Below are 15,982 nucleotides of genomic sequence, written 5' to 3' on the forward strand. Positions count from 1 at the left end.
CGCCGCCGGGCCCGCCCTCCGGGCGGACGACGCGACTTTGCGGACACGACCTAGGAAGGGCCAGGTCCTGTCCGGTTCGGCCCGGCTCTCGCCGGGCCCGGTCCTGTCCGGGACGTACGACAGGAAGCGGCGGGTCCGCCGTCCTACCCTGAAGACATGGGCACGGATGAGCATGTATGTCCAGGCAACCGGTCGCCACGATCGTGCACCGGTACAAGACCCTGGGCGCCTGGGTGCCCAAATGGGGTCCCGGACCCTGCCACAACCCGGACTGCGCAGCCTGCACGGACGAGCCCGGCCACGGACACGGGCGGGGCCGGGAACCGGAGCACGGGCACGATCGGCCGGAGGAGGCCGCGGCGGAGCAGCCCTGACGGGCACCGCGCATCGCGGCACGACGTCGTGCGAAGTCGCGCGGAGAACGTGTAGAGAAACACGGGCCGGCTCCGACGTCCCCTGTGAGAGCCGCCCACCACGGGCGGTCCGAGCCGAGGAAGCCGAAGGAGCCGACTCATGAAGTACCTGGTGATGGTGCAGGGCACACACGCCGACTACGAGGCCATGCGGGGCAAGGCGTCCGCCGGGTCCCCGGCCTGGACCGAACAGGAACTGCAGGCCATGTACGCCTACATGGGTGCGATCGGCGACGACCTCTCCGAGTCCGGCGAGCTCGTCGACGCCCAGGGGCTGACCGACCCGGCGCGGGCCCGCCAGGTGTCCCTGGGCCCGGACGGCAAGGCCGTGATCACCGACGGACCGTACAGCGAGACCAAGGAGCTGATGGCCGGCTACTGGGTGGTCGACTGCGCGAGCCTGGAGCGGGTCACCGAGATCGCCGAGCGGGTCACCCGGTGCCCGGGCCCCGAGGGCCAGACCGGCCGTCCCGTCGTCATCCGCCCCATCCAGGACGGGGCCGGGGACATCTGAGCGGGATGAGGGACACGACCGAGGCCGAGGACCTGCTGCGCCGCCACGCGCCGCAGGTCCTCGGCGCGCTCGTCCGCCGCTACGGGCACTTCGACGCGGCCGAGGACGCCACACAGGAGGCGCTGCTCGCGGCCGCCCGCCAGTGGCCCGGAAAGGGAGTGCCGGACAACCCGCGCGGATGGCTGATCAAGGTCGCCTCGCGGCGGCTCGTCGACGCCCTGCGCGCGGAGGAGGCACGGCGGCTGCGGGAGGAGAAGGCCGCGGCGCTGACACCGCGGGACGCCTTCACGGCGCCGCCGCCGGGCGCGGACCGCGCCCCGTCGCAGGACGACACCCTCTCCCTCCTCTTCCTGTGCTGCCATCCCGCCCTGTCCCCGGCCGCCCAGATCGCGCTCACCCTGCGCGCGGTCGGCGGCCTGACCACGGCGGAGATCGCGCGGGCGTACCTGGTGCCCGAGGCGACCATGGCGCAGCGGATCAGCCGGGCCAAGCAGCGGATCCGGGGCGTCGGCCTCGCCCGCCCCGACCACTGGGAGGAACGGCTCCCCGCCGTCCTGCACACCCTCTACCTGATCTTCAACGAGGGCTACACCGCGACCTCCGGCACGGCGCTCCAGCGTGCCGAACTCGCCCACGAGGCCATCCGGTTGACCCGCACCGTCCGGCAGCTGCTGCCCGAGGACGGCGAGGTGACCGGACTGCTCGCGCTGATGCTGCTCACCGACGCCCGGCGCGCCGCGCGGACCGGCCCGCACGGAGAGCTCGTACCCCTCGACGAACAGGACCGCGCCCGCTGGGACAGGGAGGCGATCGAGGAGGGCGTGACGCTGGTGACCGAGGCGCTGGCGCTGGGTCCGGCCGGCCCCTACGCGCTCCGGGCCGCGATCGCCGCGGTCCACGACGAGGCACCCACCCCGGAGGCGACGGACTGGACCGAGATCCTCGGCCTGTACGACCTCCTCGTCCGCCGGGTCCCCGGCCCCGTCGAACACCTCAACCGCGCGGTCGCCGTGGCCATGGTGCACGGACCGCGCGCCGCCCTCGCCGAACTCGACCGGCTGGAGGGCGAGTCGGCCGCCGGACACCGGCTGGACGCGGTACGCGGCCATCTGCTGGAGCGGGCGGGCGAACCGGACGCGGCGCGCGAGGCCTACGCGTCGGCCGCGGCCAAGACCCTCAGCCTGCCCGAGCGCCGCTATTTGGAAGTGCGGGCGGCCCGGCTGCGGTCGTAGCGTGGTCCGCATGTCCGAACCTCTGCTGCATCTGACCGAGCGTTCCCTGTGGGAAGCGGCCCGCGCGTCGGGCACCTTCGAGATCTCCACCCGCGGCCGGACCCTCCAGGAGGAGGGCTTCATCCACTGCTCGCTGCGCCGCCAACTCCCCGCCGTGGCCGCCATGGTGTACGGCTCCTACACCGGACCCGACGAACTCGTGGTCCTCGTGATCGACGCCGAACGGCTCACGGCGCCGGTCCGCTTCGAGGCGATGCCCCCCGGCGGGGAGGAGTTCCCCCACGTCTACGGGCCCATCACGGTGGAGGCGGTCGTGGACGTGGAGGCCTGGGACCAGAGCGGGGCGGCTTCGGCGTGAAGGCATCGGGGGGACGACGCCGGCTGTGGCGCCGGATACTGGTGGTGTGGGCGGTCGCCGTGATCGGCGGCGGCGTCCTCACACTACGGCTCCAGGCCTCGGCGGAGCCGCCGCCGCCCACCGGCTGGTACAACTCCGAGCACGGCGGTCAGGCTCCGGCACCGCCGCCATCCGCCGGATCCTCGACGCCCCCCTGTCCGACCGCGGGCGACGGCAGGGCCGTCCTCTGCGCCTACGCGACCACTCCCTAGGGCGTGTCCGCAAAGTCGCGCCTGCCCGGCGACGCCTGGCACGCTCCCCCAAGCTCTGCGAGCAGGGGGACCCCCACTCGCCGCACCGGGCGAAGACCCGAGTACGTCCAGTACGAGGGTCTGCGCCCGGCACGCCGAGAGCACGCTCCCACGAGCTCTCGGCTTCGCTCGAGCAGGGGGGACCCCCATGACGCCGCCGGGCCCGCCCTCCGGGCGGACGACGCGACTTTACGGACACGACCTAGGGCAGGCTGCCCGTCGCGGGGTCGCGGCCCGTCAGGCAGTAGGTGCCGCCGACCGGGTCCCGCATCACCGTCCAGCGCGCACCCCGGCCGACCGCCGTCGCCCCCAGGGCCTCGTGACGGGCACGGACCGCGTCGACGTCCGAGCAGGCGAGGTCCAGATGCGCCGAGGTGGGGCGTTCGGTGCCGAGTCGCTGCAGCAGGACGCGCAGCGGCAGCCCGGCGGGCGGCCTGATCAGATGGAACTCCGGGAGGGCCCCGGGGAGGGACTCCCACCCCGTGAGCTCGCTCCAGAAGACGGTCTCGGCGTCGTACACACCCGGCGCCAGGTCGATGCTCACCTGGTCGAGCCGGCTCGTCGCCCCGTCCGGCCCCTCGGTCACCGGCGGCCGCGCCGAGTCGCCGTTCCACGGCACCGCGCAGAACGACTGCCCGCCGGGGGACCGCAGTACGGACCAGCCGTCGTGGTCCGCGACGACCGTGGCACCCAGCCGCAGCGACCACTCCACCAGCGCCGGTACGTCCTCCACGGACAGGCACACGTGCGCGCCCCCGGGCCCCTCCTGGACGCCCTGCGCCTTCACGTACGCGTCGCCCTCGGCGGGCAGCAGCGTCACGAACTCGCCCCGGTCGCCCCGGGGTTCGGACAGCCTCGTGCCGGTGACCGCCGTCCAGAAGCCGAGGGCCCGTCCGAGGTCCGCCGCGGGCCGGTCGACGAAGACGTGGGTCCACCGGATGACCGGCCTCGGGGTCACCGGGGCGTTCCCCGCCGCGGCGTCCGTACGGTTCATCCGGCCTCCTCGGCGATCAGGGCGCGCAGCGACGTCTTCATCCGCGCGACGAAGGCGTCCCGGGCCTCGGGGGAGAGGACGTCCAGGGAGAGATACGGGTTGAGGTCCTCCAGCTCGACGAGCAGCAGCTCGCCGCCTGGGGCCCGGCAGGCGTCGACGCGCTGGATGCCGTACGCGATGTCGTTCCACTCGATGAAACGCTGCGCGAACTCCCGGTCCTCGTCGGTGGGTTCGTAGGGCTCCAGAGCCCAGCGCCGCTCCGGGTCGGGCGCGTACAGGGCGTATTGCAGGGAGTGGTCGACGAAGTAGAACGACACCTCGTAGCGGAACTCGACGCGCGGCTGGACGAGGAGGCCGCCGAACGGCAGGGCGGCGAGCTTCTCGCGCGGCACGAACTCCAGGCCGATGGAGTCGGCCCCCTGCTTCGGCTTCACCGCGTACAGGTCGGCCTCGGGCAGCAGGTCCAGGTCCTCGACGCGGTCGACGGTCGGGATGACGGGGAACCCGGCCGCGGTCAGCTCCAGCAGGTAGCCCTTGCCGGCCATGTCCCCCTTGCCCGAGAGCTGGTTGTAGACGCGGACCCCCTCCGCGAGCGCCCGTTCGCGGAACGCGTCGTACGCGGCCTGGTAGTGCAGGACGGGCCCGCTGTTGCGTACGACCACGGCGTCGAAGCCGGTCATCAGCGCGGCCGCGTCCAGCGGGTGACAGACGGCGATGTCGAACTCCTCGCGCAGCCGCGAGGTCAGGACGATGTCCTCGTCGCAGTACCGCCGCCCCTTGGCCGGATAGGCCAGGTCGCTGACGAACAGGACGCGGGGGCGCGCGGACGGCACGGGTGGCTCCTCGAAGGGGTCGGACGGTTCGCTCCGCGGGCGCCTCGGGCCCGCGGACCACACGGACGTAGTGTCCCTCCCGGCCGATCCCGTCCGCGCGCCGCCCCCCCGTCCGCGCGCCGCCCCCCGTCCGCGCGCCGCCCCCCGTCCGCGCGCCGCCCCCCGGCCGCCGGTCGCGCCTGTCAGCCGGCCGTGCGCTTCTGCGCGAAGCGCAGGAGGTTGCCGGCCGGGTCGCGGAACGCGCAGTCCCGCAGACCGTACGGCTGGTCCTCGGGCTCCTGGACGACGTCGGCGCCCGAGGCACGGACCCGCTCGAAGAGCTCGTCGCAGTCGGTCGTCGAGAAGATCACTCCGCGCAGCATCCCCTTGGCCAGCAGGGCGGCCATGGCCTGCTTGTCCGCGGGGGAGGCGTCCGGGTCCGCCGCCGGCGGTTCCAGGACGATCTCCACGTCCGGCTGGAGCGGCGAGCCCACGGTGACCCACCGCATTCCCTCGAACCCGACGTCACCCCGGACCTCCAGGCCCAGCACGTCACGGTAGAAGGCGAGCGCCTTGTCATGGTCGTCGACGGAGATGAAGCACTGGGACAGTTTCAGATCCATACGTCCAACCTAGGGCGTCGGTCCGGACAGCGAGCCTAAAGACGTGTGCCCGGTTCCGCCTCCGGGTTGGGGTGACGGGCCGGGCGGGTGAGCCGGCGGGCCACGCAGGAGGGAATGGGGGCGCCGTGGTCGTGCGGGCGGGCCCGGTACGCGCTCGGGGTCTCGCCCACCAGCTCCGTGAACCGCGAGCTGAACGAACCTAGCGAGGAGCAGCCCACCGCGAAGCACACCTCGGTCACCGTCATGTCGCCGCGCCGCAGCAGCGCCTTCGCCCGCTCGATCCGGCGGGTCATCAGGTAGGTGTAGGGCGTCTCGCCGAACGCCTCGCGGAAACTCCGCTGGAAGTGTCCGGGCGACATCAGCGCGGTGCGCGCGAGGGTGGCCATGTCCCACGGCTCCGCGTACGCGCGGTTCATCCGGTCGCGCGCCTGCCGCAGCCGGACCAGGTCGTCGAGCGGTCGGGGATTCGCCACACCCCCAGAATGGCACACGGAACCGCCGCCCCCCGGGGGATCACTGACCCGGGGGACGGCGGTGGCCGCGCGTGCGCGGGGTGTCCGTGCCGTCAGGCGGCGAGGACCTTGGCCTTGGCCTTCTCGAACTCCTCGGCCGTGATGTGGCCGTGGTTCTTGAGGTCCGCGAGCTTCGCCAGTTCGTCGGCCTTGCCGGTGGAAGAGCCGGCGGTCTCGCGGATGTAGGCGTTCATGTCCTCCTGGCCCTTCTGCATGCGCCGCATCTCGCGCTCACCCATGCCGCGGCCCCGCGCGATCAGGTACACGAAGATGCCCAGGAAGGGCAGGATGACGACGAAGACGCACCAGCCGGCCTTGCCCCAGCCGTTCAGCTCGTCGTCGCGGAAGATGTCCCCGATGACGCGGAACAGCAGCATGAACCAGAGGATCCAGAGGAAGAACCACATCGTGGTCCAGAAGACCTGCAGCAGGGGGTAGTCCGCTGCCAGATTGACCGTCGAGCCGTTCATGGTCGAACTCCTGTCGGTTGTGCGACATCTCCGCGAGCGTTGCCTGGGTGTCGGGCGGATCGAACTGTCGCCGGGCGCCGGGTCGCGATCTCGGGGATTCCGCCCGGGCCCGGCCGTCATGTGTTCGCGGCCGGTCGGCAGGGCCTGGCGGGTCGGTGCGCGGAGCGCGGTGGTGCGGCGGACGGTGACGGTGCCGCGGTGTCCGCCGCGGACAGACGCTCGAAGGCGGGGGGCGAGCGGGACCCCCCGGACACACGGGACGGGCCGTGACGGCGTCGTCCGGTGTACTCGGCGTGATCGGTGCGGCGTCGGGGACGTCGTCCGGGGGCGGTGCCGGCCGCGTCGACGGCGTGCGCCGCCGGGGTCCCGGGTGCCACGGCGCGGCGAAGGACGGTCCGGGTCCGGGGTCCTTCGGGCCGTGGCGGACGGGCCCGGAGCACGGCACACCCGGCGCGGGCCGGATCTGCCGCTGGATGCAGGCCATGAGCGGTGCCCTCTCTGACGCCCGACGTCTTGCCTCGGCTCCAGAGTGCGGTCACCCCCCGCCCCGCCGGATCACCCTCCGCGGGTGAGCTCGCGCAGGGGCCGCCGCGCACCCCCGCGTCACCCGCGGAAGGGGGATACCTCCCCGGCGCGCACGGTGCCGCACGGGAGGAAGGTGGAGGGGCGAGGGTGTGAGCGGGAGTGTGCCGAGGTGGACGGATGTCGCCCGCACCGGGGGATGCCACATCGGTGCGCGCGACCGACGATGGCAGGGCATCGCAGCGGACCCCGCGCCCCGGCCCCGAGGGAAGTGCTCGTATGCGCTACGAATTCCGCATCGCCGGCATTGTTTCGGACACGCTCGCCTCGGCCTTCTCCGAACTCGACAGGGTCCGTACGAAGGAACAGACCCTGTTCTTCGGCACCGTGATCGACGACGCCCATCTCTATGGACTGCTCACCCGGTTCCAGGCCCTGGGCCTGCGGGTGATCGAGATGCGCCAGCTACCCGTGTGATCGAGGACGCCGACCGCCCCGTACGACCCCGGAAAGCAGTACGCACCCGGACCGTGGGGGCGGCCCGTAAACCGGGCCCCGCGGCCGGGGGGGGGCGCTGGGGGGCGCGAATCTGGGGCGGCGGGACCCGCAACCACCCCCCCCGCCCCCCCCGCGCCCCCCGCGGACCGGGTGCGGACAGGAGGGCGACGCGATCCGCGCGGACGCGGTTCGGACGGCCCGGGCGAAGCTCAGGCCTTCTTGGTCTCCCAGAAGATCTTGTCGATCTGGGCGATGTAGTCCAGCGCCTTCTGTCCCGTCGCCGGGTCGGTGGACGCCTTCGCGGCCGAGAGGGCCTTGAGGGTGTCGTTGACCAGCTGGTGCAGCTCCGGGTACTTCTCGAAGTGCGGGGGCTTGAAGTAGTCGCTCCAGAGCACCGACACGTGGTGCTTGGCGAGCTCGGCGCGCTGCTCCTTGATGACAATGGCGCGAGCCTGGAAGTGCGGGTCGTCGTTGCCGGCCATCTTGTCCTGAACGGCCTTGACCGACTCCGCCTCGATGCGGGCCTGGGCCGGGTCGTACACGCCGCAGGGCAGGTCGCAGTGCGCGCTGACCTTGACCTTGGGGGCAAACAGGCGGGAGAGCATTGAGCTGTCCTTCCTCGTGATCGTCTTCTCAGGTGGGACATTACTCCGTGGGAGAGGGTATTTCGCGGGTGCCCCCATGGGCTTAGGACAAAAGTCCGGGGTGAGACTGGGACTGGTGGAGGATAGGACCGGGGAGGTGCCGTTGATGCCGGAGCTGTCGCAGGAGACCGAGCGGGGGAAGGCTCTGCTGCCGTTCGGGGCGGCGGAGGTGACGGGCCCTTCGATGGTGCCCACACTCCAGCACGGGGATCGGCTGGTCGTTCAGTGGGGGGCGAGGGTGCGGCCGGGCGACGTCGTCGTCCTGCGGCACCCCTTCCAGCAGGACCTGCTTGTCGTGAAGCGGATCGCGGAGCGGCGTGAGGGCGGCTGGTGGGTGCTCGGGGACAACGCGTTCGCGGGCGGGGACAGCACCGACTACGGAACCGTCCCCGAGGAACTCGTCCTCGGGAAGGTGCGGTTCCGCTTCCGGCCGCCGGCAGCGGGTCAGCGGTCGCCGTTCGCCGTCGTCCGCTGGGTGCTGGTGGCCGCCAGGCCCGTGCTCGCCGCCCGGTCCGCCTCCAGGCGCTTGCGGGCGCGGTAGGCCGCGACGTTGGCGCGGGTCGCGCAGCGGTCCGAGCAGTAGCGCCGGGAGCGGTTGGTCGAGGTGTCCAGGTAGGCGTTGCGGCACGGGGCGGCCTCGCACAGGCCGAGACGGTCCACGCCGTACTCGGTCAGATGGAAGGCGAGGCCCATCGCCGCGATCGCCGCGTAGCCCGCGGTCGCGTTCGAGGGGTGATCCGCCAGGTGCATGTGCCACAGCGGGCGGCCGTCGTCGTCCCGGTGGTCGTGCCCCGAGATCTGCGGGCTCACCGGGAATTCGAGGAGCAGCGAGTTCAGCAGGTCCACGGCGAGCGTCTCGTCGCCGCCGGCCGCGGCCTCGAAGACCGCGCGCAGCCGCCCCCGTACCGAACGGAAGCGGGTGACATCGGCCTCCGCGGCGCGGCGGGCCGCCGAGGCGTTGCCCCCGAACAGGTCACGGACGGCCTCGACGGAGGTCAGTGAGTCCTTGCCCCGGGCCGGTTCCTCGGTGTTGACGAGACGGACGGCGTAATCCGAGTAATAGGCCAGTTCCACTTGTAGTCCTTACGGGGGCGCTCTATCGTCGTCACGGTGGTCAGGTAACAGCTGATCGCACTTACAGGGTATTACGTGGTCGACTGGAGGAGGGGCTTTCATGGCCATCGGCACCGGAACCGACTGGCATGCCTGGCAGCAGAGCTGGGACCGGCAGCAGGAGTGGTACATGCCGGACCGCGAGGACCGCTTCCGGGTGATGCTCGACATGACCGAGGCGCTCGTCGGACCCGAGCCCCGCGTCCTCGACCTCGCCTGCGGCACCGGCACCATCACCGCCCGGCTGCTCGCCCGCTTCCCCGGCGCCACCAGCACCGGTGTCGACCTCGACCCCGCCCTCCTCGCCATCGCCGAGGGCACCTTCGCCGGCGACAACCGGGTCTCCCTCGTCACCGCCGACCTCAAGGACCCCCGGTGGCGCGAGCGGCTGCCGTACGACACGTACGACGCCGTCCTGACCGCCACCGCCCTGCACTGGCTGCACAGTGAACCCCTCACCGTCCTCTACGGCCAGATCGCCGAACTCGTCCGCGAGGGCGGCGTGTTCATGAACGCCGACCACATGATCGACGAGACGACACCCCGCATCAACGCGGCCGACCGCGCCCAGCGGCACGCCCGTATGGACCAGGCCAGGCGGATCGGCGCCCTCGACTGGGCCGAATGGTGGGAGGTCGCCGCCCAGGACCCGGTCCTCGCCGGACCCACCGCCCGCCGCTTCGAGATCTACGGCGAGCACGCCGACGGGGACACCCCCTCCGCCGACTGGCACGCGCGCGTGCTGCGCGAACAGGGCTTCGGCGAGGCCCGCCCGGTGTGGCGCTCCCCCTCGGACGCGCTGGTCCTCGCGGTCAAGTAGAGCCCCCGCGAGCCCTGTTGGAGGCGGTATGGAGAATCCGTACCGCCTCCACCGCGTCCTGCGGCACCTCCCGCCGCACTGGTAGGGGTGAGACGGTCCGCGAGCGCGGGCCGGGAAGGGGGCGGGATGACGCGCGGCGACGAAGCCGCTCTGCACGCTTTCGTGGAGGGCAGACGGACGGCGCTGTTCCGCAGTGCCTTTCTGCTGTGCGGCAATCGCGAGGAGGCCGAGGACCTCGTCCAGACGACCCTGGTGAAGGTCGTCCTCGGCGCTCGGCGGCACGGACGCCTCGACAGTCTCGAGGCCTACGCGCGCAAGACGCTGGTCAACACCTTCATCTCCGCCCGCCGCCGCTTCTGGCGGCGCGAGCACGCGTACGGCGAGGTGCCGGACCTGGTGGGGCGGTCGGTCGACAGCGACACCGGACTCATGGTGCGGGCCGCGCTCGCGGAACTCACGCCGAAGCAAAGGGCCGTGCTCGTCCTGCGCTACTGGGAGGACCTGAGCGTGGCCGCCACGGCCCAGGTGCTCGACATGCGCGAGAGCACGGTCAAGAGCCACACAGCCAGGGGACTCGCGGCACTGAGGGCCGTGGTGCGGGAGGAATACGCGTGAATCAGGAAACGGCGGAGGCGGAGACGGAGACGGAGTACGTCAGGGACCTGCTCGGACGGGCCGTGGACGAGATCCGGGTGCCCATGAGCCGCGGCAGCGAGACGGTCTTCGCGAAGGCCTCGCGGCTGCGGTGGCGACGGCGCGCGACGGCGAGCGGTGCCGTCGTGGCAGCCACCGCGGCCGGCCTGCTCCTCGGCCCCGGCATGCCGGGCACCGGGCACGGCGCCGGCGCGGCGAGCTCGCCCACCGCGGGCGGCCACGCCACCAAGGCGGACCGCTTCGCGAAGCTGCTCCCGCCCGGTACCGGGAGGATCAGCGAGATCTCGCTGGCGCGGGTGATGAGGCAGTCGCAGAGCATCGCCCTGCCCAAGCCTCTCGGCCGGTACGGCGGCGACTACGCCGTCACCCGGCCCGAGGGGGTCGGCTACATCAGCGTGCACATCGCCACCCGCTCGGAGACCGACACGACGCCGGGCGACGAGGGCCCGGAGAACCCCTGCACGGACGCCGCCACGGACGGGCGCATCGACTGCACCACCCAGAAACTGTCCGACGGCGCACTTCTGGGCGTCTGGGAGACGCCCGCGGCCGACTCCGATATGGCCCCGGAGCCGTCCGGGGGCCGGGAGTACGACGCGGTCCTGCGTCTGAAGGACGGCCGGTCCCTCACCGTACGGGCCGGCGCAGGCCTCCAGGGCAAGGGCCGGCTCGGCCCGCTGCTCACGGCCCCGCCGCTGACCCGGGCCCAGCTCGCGAAGCTGATCCAGAACCCGGCGCTGCTGAAGTAGCGGGCGGGGTGGGGCGAGAGACGGGGGCCGGGGGAAACGGGCTGGGGGAACGGGGGCATGAGGAAGGGGCGGTACGGGAGACCCGTACCGCCCCTTGTCCCTGCGCCCGGAGGCGCGTCGTCCCGGTCAGAGGACCTTCGACAGGAACGACTTCGTGCGCTCGTGCTGCGGGTCCGTCAGGACGTCGCGCGGGTTGCCGGACTCGACGACCACACCGCCGTCCATGAAGACCAGGCTGTCGCCGACCTCACGGGCGAAGCCCATCTCGTGCGTCACGACGACCATCGTCATACCGGACTCGGCGAGGTCGCGCATGACGTCGAGGACGTCACCGACCAGCTCCGGGTCCAGGGCCGAGGTCGGCTCGTCGAAGAGCATCAGCTTCGGGTCCATGGCCAGCGCGCGGGCGATCGCCACGCGCTGCTGCTGGCCGCCGGACAGCTGCGAGGGGTAGTTCTTCGCCTTGTCGCCCAGGCCGACGCGCTCCAGGAGCTCCATCGCACGGGCCTGGGCTTCCGCCTTCTTGGCGCCCTTCACCTGGATGGGCGCTTCCATGACGTTCTCGACGGCCGTCATGTGCGGGAACAGGTTGAAGCGCTGGAAGACCATGCCGATGTCCCGGCGCTTCAGGGCGACTTCGCTGTCCTTGAGCTCGTAGAGCTTGTCGCCCTTCTGGCGGTAGCCCACCAGATCACCGTCGACGTACAGACGGCCCGCGTTGATCTTCTCAAGGTGGTTGATGCACCTCAGGAAGGTCGACTTGCCGGAGCCGGAGGGGCCGATCAGGCAGAACACCTCACCGGTGTTCACCTCCAGGTCGATGCCCTTGAGGACCTCCACCGGGCCGAAGGACTTGTGCACGCCCTCCGACTTCACCATCGCGGTCATGCCTTGCCCCTCTCACTGCCGAGGCCGAGCATGTTCGCCTTGATCTTCTGGAAGACGGTCGGCGGCAGGCTGCGGCTGGAACCGCGTGCGTAGTAGCGCTCCAGGTAGTACTGGAAGACGCTGAACACGCTGGTCATGGCCAGGTACCAGATGGAGGCCACGAACAGCATCTCCATGACGGCGTACGACGTGGAGCCGATCGCCGAGGTGGAGCGCAGCAGTTCGTTGTACGTGACCGCGTACACGAGCGACGAGGTCTTCAGCATGTTGATGAACTCGTTGCCGGTCGGCGGCACGATCACCCGCATCGCCTGCGGGATCACGATCCGGAACAGCGTCTTCGTGTGGCTCATGCCGAGGGCCTGGGCGGCCTCCGTCTGGCCCTCGTCGACGGCCAGCAGGCCGGCGCGGCAGATCTCGGCCATGTACGCGGCCTCGTTCAGGCCGAGACCCAGCAGGGCGCACATGAACGGGGTCATGACGTCCGTCATGTTGTTCTTGTAGATCGGCCCGAGGTTCAGAACGGGGAAGATCAGCGCCAGGTTGAACCACAGCAGAAGCTGGACGTAGACCGGCGTGCCGCGGAAGAACCAGATGTACAGCCACGCGACCGTGCTGGTCACCGGGTTCTTCGAGAGCCGCATCACCGCGAGGACGATGCCCAGCACCACGCCCACGATCATGGACAGGATGCTGATCAGCAGCGTGCGGCCGGCGCCCTGGACGACGCTGGACACGAAGAGCTGGTCGCCGACCGTGTGCCACTGGATGTTGCCCTGCGAGAACGCGATGCCGAGCGCCACCAGCAGCGCGACGACGATGACGCCGCTGATCCACCGGCCGTAGTGCCGGACGGGGATCGCCTTGATGGTCTCCGGGGCCGGCCCGGACGCCGCGCCCGCGGGCACCGCGTCGCCCGGGGGCGGGGTGTCCGAGGCGGACTTGTCGAGTTTGTCAGTCACGTGACTGCCCTTCAGTGGTGCGCTCGGCTTACTTGCCGCCATTGATCGCGGACTGCGAGATCGCGCCGGACTGGGCGCCCCACTTCTCCAGGACCTTCTGGTACGAGCCGTCCTTGATGATCGCGTCGACGGCGTCCTTCAGCGCGTCACGGAGCTGGGTGTTGTTCTTGTTCAGGATGATGCCGAACGGGCCGGCGTCGTACTGCTTGTTGATGACTTCGAAGGCCTTGCCGCCGTCGGCCTTGTTGGCCAGGTCGACCGCCACCGGGTAGTCGTTGATGCCGGCCACCGCGCCGCCGGACTTCACACGGGTCTGGGCCTCGGTGTCGTTCTGGAACGACTCGATGTTGATGGCCTTCTTACCGGCGTCCGTACACTTCTTGGACTGGTCCTTCAGGGCCGTCTCGTACGTCGTGCCCTGCTGCACGGCGGCCGTCTTGCCACAGAGGTCCTCGATGCCCTTGATGCCCTCGGGGTTGCCCTTCTTCACGTAGATGGCCGTACCGGCCGTGAAGTAGTCGACGAAGTCGACGCCCTGGCCGAGCTTCTTGCCCTTGTCGTCCAGGCCTTCCTGGCGCTGCTTGTTGTCCGTGATGGACGACATGCCGATGTCGTAGCGGCCGGAGTTGACGGCGGTGATCAGGCCGTCGAAGGAGCCCGAGGTGAACTCGAACTTCACGCCGAGCTGCTTGGCCAGCGCGTCGGCCAGGTCGGGGTCGACGCCGACGATCTTGCCGCCCTCGGTCGACTCCATGGGCGCGTACTCGGCATTCGTGCCGACCTTGATGACGCCCGCGTCCTGGATCTTCTTGGGCAGCTTGGAGAACAGCGGCGCACTGTTGGTGGCGGACTCGCTGGAGCTGCCCTTCTTGGTCTGGTCACCGCAGCCGGTGAGGACCAGCGCGCCGGCGACCGCGATCGCGCCGACCGCTGCTATCCGGGACTGAGCGGCCTTGCTACGACGGGTGGTGCGTGCGGTCATGAGGGTTCCTCCGGCAGATCAGGGAGTAGCCGATAGGTCGACGGAAACACACACCTTCGAGTGTCGCGACCTCGTGTAATGACGGCATCTTGCCATTCGGACCGCGAGATTCAGGGTGGCCGCTATGTCAAAATCGGATAACGGGTGACCCCCGAACCAACACCGGGCGGTCCGGCACCGCCGGATCTTGTCCGGGAATCTTTCCTTCCGGCGGGAAGATCTTCGGCGCATCGACGCAGGCGGAAGACCGCTACACGGCACTCGTGGCTGAACGAGGACATGTCCGGACGTGTCAATGGATCATGGCATGAGTCATCTCACCGCCGTGTGATCTTGTCTCTATCGACTCGTCCTCGGCACCATCCGTCCGGTAAGAAGGTTCTTTACACCCCTCATCCGGGGCTCAGGGCGCGTGTGCGGCGCGCCCGTCGCGCAGCGGCCCGTACGCAACCACGGCGGCAGGGCCTGTGCGGTGCCCGCCCACCCCTCAACCAGGAGTGGAAACCCTCAAACATTGAAGACTTAAGGGGTAAACAAAGTGGCAGCGGAGATCGTCAATCCTCGCAGCGACAGCAGTACGGATCACGAAGGCGGGGCAGAGCCCCTCGATTCCTTCGACCCGGCTTTCGCGCTGCACCGCGGCGGCAAAATGGCTGTGCAAGCCACTGTGCCGATCCGCGACAAGGACGACCTGTCCCTGGCTTACACGCCCGGCGTCGCGAAGGTGTGCAGCGCGATCGCCGAGCAGCCGGAACTCGTCCACGACTACACGTGGAAGTCGTCCGTGGTCGCTGTGGTGACCGACGGCACGGCAGTGCTCGGGCTCGGTGACATCGGCCCGGAGGCCTCGCTCCCCGTCATGGAGGGCAAGGCCATTCTGTTCAAGCAGTTCGGCGGTGTGGACGCGGTGCCGATCGCGCTCGCGTGCACGGGCGTCGACGAGATCGTCGAGACCGTGGTCCGGCTCGCTCCCTCCTTCGGAGGCGTCAATCTGGAGGACATCTCGGCACCGCGGTGCTTCGAGATCGAGCGCAAGCTCCAGGAGCGACTGGACATCCCGGTCTTCCACGACGACCAGCACGGAACCGCGGTCGTCACCCTCGCGGCCCTGCGGAACGCCGCCCGGCTCACCGGGCGCTCGCTCGGCGACCTGCGCGCGGTGATCTCCGGCGCGGGCGCGGCCGGTATCGCCATCGCCAAGTTCCTGCTGGAGGCCGGCCTCGGCGATGTCGCGGTCGCCGACCGCAAGGGCGTCGTGTCCCGTGACCGGGACGACCTGACGGACGTCAAGCGCGAGCTCGCGGAGATCACCAACAAGGCGGGGATCTCCGGTTCGCTGGAGGAGGCGCTCGCGGGCGCCGACGTCTTCATCGGCGTCTCCGGCGGTACGGTTCCCGAGCCGGCGGTCGCCTCCATGGCGAAGGGGGCCTTCGTCTTCGCGATGGCCAACCCGAACCCCGAGGTGCACCCCGACATCGCCCACAAGTACGCGGCCGTCGTCGCGACCGGGCGGTCGGACTTCCCGAACCAGATCAACAACGTGCTGGCCTTCCCGGGGATCTTCGCCGGTGCGCTCCAGGTCCGGGCCTCCCGGATCACCGAGGGCATGAAGATCGCCGCCGCCGACGCGCTGGCCGCGGTCGTCGGGGACGACCTCGCCGCGGACTACGTGATCCCCTCGCCGTTCGACGAGCGGGTGGCTCCGGCGGTGACGGCCGCGGTGGCTGCCGCCGCCCGGGCCGAGGGCGTCGCCCGCCGCTGACCGGCGTTTTGAGAAGGGGGCCGGGGGGCGGCGCGCGCCCGGCGCGCCCGCCCCCGCGCTCCCCCCACACACCCCCCCGCCGGGTCAAACCCGGCGCGGGACCGTCGAGGTGCGTGTGGCTGTGAAGGGCGGTCGCCTACGCGGCGAAAGGCTCCATGAGGCTTCAGCCG

21 protein-coding genes are annotated in these 15,982 nt (G+C 70.9%); 11 read left to right on the forward strand and 10 right to left on the reverse strand.

Going from position 1 to position 15,982, the window contains the following annotated elements:
• Nucleotides 1-176 precede the first annotated feature (176 nt).
• The 5 genes from ACFXGX_RS32470 to ACFXGX_RS32490 all read left to right on the forward strand — a co-directional run bounded on the left by ACFXGX_RS32470 (nucleotide 177) and on the right by ACFXGX_RS32490 (nucleotide 2,768).
• Nucleotides 177-374 carry a hypothetical protein gene (locus ACFXGX_RS32470; RefSeq protein WP_384798335.1) on the forward strand — a complete coding sequence of 66 codons (198 nt, stop codon included), beginning with the start codon at nucleotides 177-179 and terminating at the stop codon, nucleotides 372-374.
• Between the two features lie 139 nt (nucleotides 375-513).
• Nucleotides 514-927, forward strand: coding sequence for a YciI family protein (locus tag ACFXGX_RS32475; RefSeq protein WP_384798338.1), 414 nt, complete (start codon nucleotides 514-516; stop codon nucleotides 925-927).
• 5 nt (nucleotides 928-932) lie between these two features.
• Nucleotides 933-2,159 (forward strand): RNA polymerase sigma factor, encoded by a 1,227-nt coding sequence (locus ACFXGX_RS32480; RefSeq protein ID WP_384798341.1) that lies wholly within the window; start codon nucleotides 933-935, stop codon nucleotides 2,157-2,159.
• A gap of 10 nt (nucleotides 2,160-2,169) precedes the next feature.
• Complete coding sequence (locus ACFXGX_RS32485; protein ID WP_384798344.1) at nucleotides 2,170-2,517, forward strand: DUF952 domain-containing protein; 348 nt, start codon at nucleotides 2,170-2,172, stop codon at nucleotides 2,515-2,517.
• Nucleotides 2,514-2,768, forward strand: a complete 255-nt coding sequence (locus ACFXGX_RS32490; protein ID WP_384798347.1) for a hypothetical protein — start codon at nucleotides 2,514-2,516, stop codon at nucleotides 2,766-2,768. Before ACFXGX_RS32485 ends, ACFXGX_RS32490 begins: the two co-directional genes overlap by 4 nt.
• Nucleotides 2,769-3,009: 241 nt before the next feature.
• Here ACFXGX_RS32490 and ACFXGX_RS32495 read toward each other — a convergent pair whose 3' ends face one another.
• The 5 genes from ACFXGX_RS32495 to ACFXGX_RS32515 all read right to left on the reverse strand — a co-directional run bounded on the left by ACFXGX_RS32495 (nucleotide 3,010) and on the right by ACFXGX_RS32515 (nucleotide 6,218).
• The gene (locus ACFXGX_RS32495) at nucleotides 3,010-3,801 is read right to left on the reverse strand and encodes a VOC family protein (RefSeq protein WP_384798351.1); all 792 of its coding nucleotides are present in this window, start codon (nucleotides 3,799-3,801) and stop codon (nucleotides 3,010-3,012) included.
• Complete coding sequence (locus tag ACFXGX_RS32500; RefSeq protein WP_384798354.1) at nucleotides 3,798-4,634, reverse strand: hypothetical protein; 837 nt, start codon at nucleotides 4,632-4,634, stop codon at nucleotides 3,798-3,800. The genes ACFXGX_RS32495 and ACFXGX_RS32500 overlap by 4 nt, the downstream gene beginning before the upstream one ends.
• A 182-nt stretch (nucleotides 4,635-4,816) precedes the next feature.
• Entirely contained in the window at nucleotides 4,817-5,236 is a 420-nt protein-coding gene (locus tag ACFXGX_RS32505; RefSeq protein WP_355764829.1) for a VOC family protein, read from the reverse strand.
• Nucleotides 5,237-5,271: 35 nt separating this feature from the next.
• Entirely contained in the window at nucleotides 5,272-5,652 is a 381-nt protein-coding gene (locus ACFXGX_RS32510) for a helix-turn-helix transcriptional regulator (RefSeq protein ID WP_384798423.1), read from the reverse strand.
• Between the two features lie 149 nt (nucleotides 5,653-5,801).
• The gene (locus ACFXGX_RS32515) at nucleotides 5,802-6,218 is read right to left on the reverse strand and encodes an SHOCT domain-containing protein (RefSeq protein ID WP_384798357.1); all 417 of its coding nucleotides are present in this window, start codon (nucleotides 6,216-6,218) and stop codon (nucleotides 5,802-5,804) included.
• A gap of 801 nt (nucleotides 6,219-7,019) precedes the next feature.
• Here ACFXGX_RS32515 and ACFXGX_RS32520 point away from each other — a divergent pair.
• Complete coding sequence (locus ACFXGX_RS32520; RefSeq protein ID WP_326785570.1) at nucleotides 7,020-7,217, forward strand: hypothetical protein; 198 nt, start codon at nucleotides 7,020-7,022, stop codon at nucleotides 7,215-7,217.
• Between the two features lie 230 nt (nucleotides 7,218-7,447).
• Here ACFXGX_RS32520 and sodN read toward each other — a convergent pair whose 3' ends face one another.
• The gene (gene sodN / locus ACFXGX_RS32525) at nucleotides 7,448-7,843 is read right to left on the reverse strand and encodes a superoxide dismutase, Ni (RefSeq protein WP_339131416.1); all 396 of its coding nucleotides are present in this window, start codon (nucleotides 7,841-7,843) and stop codon (nucleotides 7,448-7,450) included.
• A gap of 145 nt (nucleotides 7,844-7,988) precedes the next feature.
• Between sodN and sodX the strand changes: the two genes are divergently transcribed.
• Nucleotides 7,989-8,423: a nickel-type superoxide dismutase maturation protease gene (gene sodX / locus ACFXGX_RS32530; protein WP_355764901.1), complete on the forward strand. Its 435-nt coding sequence runs from the start codon at nucleotides 7,989-7,991 to the stop codon at nucleotides 8,421-8,423.
• Here the strand turns inward: sodX and ACFXGX_RS32535 are convergent.
• Nucleotides 8,327-8,956, reverse strand: a complete 630-nt coding sequence (locus ACFXGX_RS32535) for a CGNR zinc finger domain-containing protein (RefSeq protein ID WP_384798362.1) — start codon at nucleotides 8,954-8,956, stop codon at nucleotides 8,327-8,329. The genes sodX and ACFXGX_RS32535 overlap by 97 nt on opposite strands.
• Before the next feature lie 100 nt (nucleotides 8,957-9,056).
• On the opposite strand from ACFXGX_RS32535, the gene ACFXGX_RS32540 reads away from it, so the two are divergent.
• The 3 genes from ACFXGX_RS32540 (at nucleotide 9,057) to ACFXGX_RS32550 (ending at nucleotide 11,218) form a co-directional block, all read left to right on the forward strand.
• Complete coding sequence (locus ACFXGX_RS32540) at nucleotides 9,057-9,815, forward strand: class I SAM-dependent methyltransferase (RefSeq protein WP_384798365.1); 759 nt, start codon at nucleotides 9,057-9,059, stop codon at nucleotides 9,813-9,815.
• A gap of 126 nt (nucleotides 9,816-9,941) precedes the next feature.
• Entirely contained in the window at nucleotides 9,942-10,430 is a 489-nt protein-coding gene (locus ACFXGX_RS32545) for a SigE family RNA polymerase sigma factor (protein ID WP_384798368.1), read from the forward strand.
• Entirely contained in the window at nucleotides 10,427-11,218 is a 792-nt protein-coding gene (locus ACFXGX_RS32550) for a hypothetical protein (RefSeq protein WP_384798371.1), read from the forward strand. The genes ACFXGX_RS32545 and ACFXGX_RS32550 overlap by 4 nt, the downstream gene beginning before the upstream one ends.
• 126 nt (nucleotides 11,219-11,344) lie before the next feature.
• On the opposite strand, the gene ACFXGX_RS32555 is transcribed toward ACFXGX_RS32550, so the two are convergent.
• The 3 genes from ACFXGX_RS32555 to ACFXGX_RS32565 are packed head-to-tail and all read right to left on the reverse strand — an operon-like array spanning nucleotide 11,345 to nucleotide 14,050.
• On the reverse strand, nucleotides 11,345-12,106 hold the full coding sequence (locus ACFXGX_RS32555; RefSeq protein ID WP_384798375.1) for an amino acid ABC transporter ATP-binding protein: 762 nt from the start codon (nucleotides 12,104-12,106) through the stop codon (nucleotides 11,345-11,347).
• Nucleotides 12,103-13,068: an amino acid ABC transporter permease gene (locus tag ACFXGX_RS32560; protein WP_384798378.1), complete on the reverse strand. Its 966-nt coding sequence runs from the start codon at nucleotides 13,066-13,068 to the stop codon at nucleotides 12,103-12,105. The genes ACFXGX_RS32555 and ACFXGX_RS32560 overlap by 4 nt, the downstream gene beginning before the upstream one ends.
• A 28-nt stretch (nucleotides 13,069-13,096) precedes the next feature.
• The gene (locus ACFXGX_RS32565) at nucleotides 13,097-14,050 is read right to left on the reverse strand and encodes an ABC transporter substrate-binding protein (protein ID WP_384798381.1); all 954 of its coding nucleotides are present in this window, start codon (nucleotides 14,048-14,050) and stop codon (nucleotides 13,097-13,099) included.
• Between the two features lie 538 nt (nucleotides 14,051-14,588).
• On the opposite strand from ACFXGX_RS32565, the gene ACFXGX_RS32570 reads away from it, so the two are divergent.
• Entirely contained in the window at nucleotides 14,589-15,812 is a 1,224-nt protein-coding gene (locus ACFXGX_RS32570; protein ID WP_384798384.1) for an NADP-dependent malic enzyme, read from the forward strand.
• Nucleotides 15,813-15,982 lie beyond the last annotated feature (170 nt).

Source organism: Streptomyces sp. NPDC059371, assembly GCF_042751995.1.
Lineage (GTDB): Bacteria > Actinomycetota > Actinomycetes > Streptomycetales > Streptomycetaceae > Streptomyces.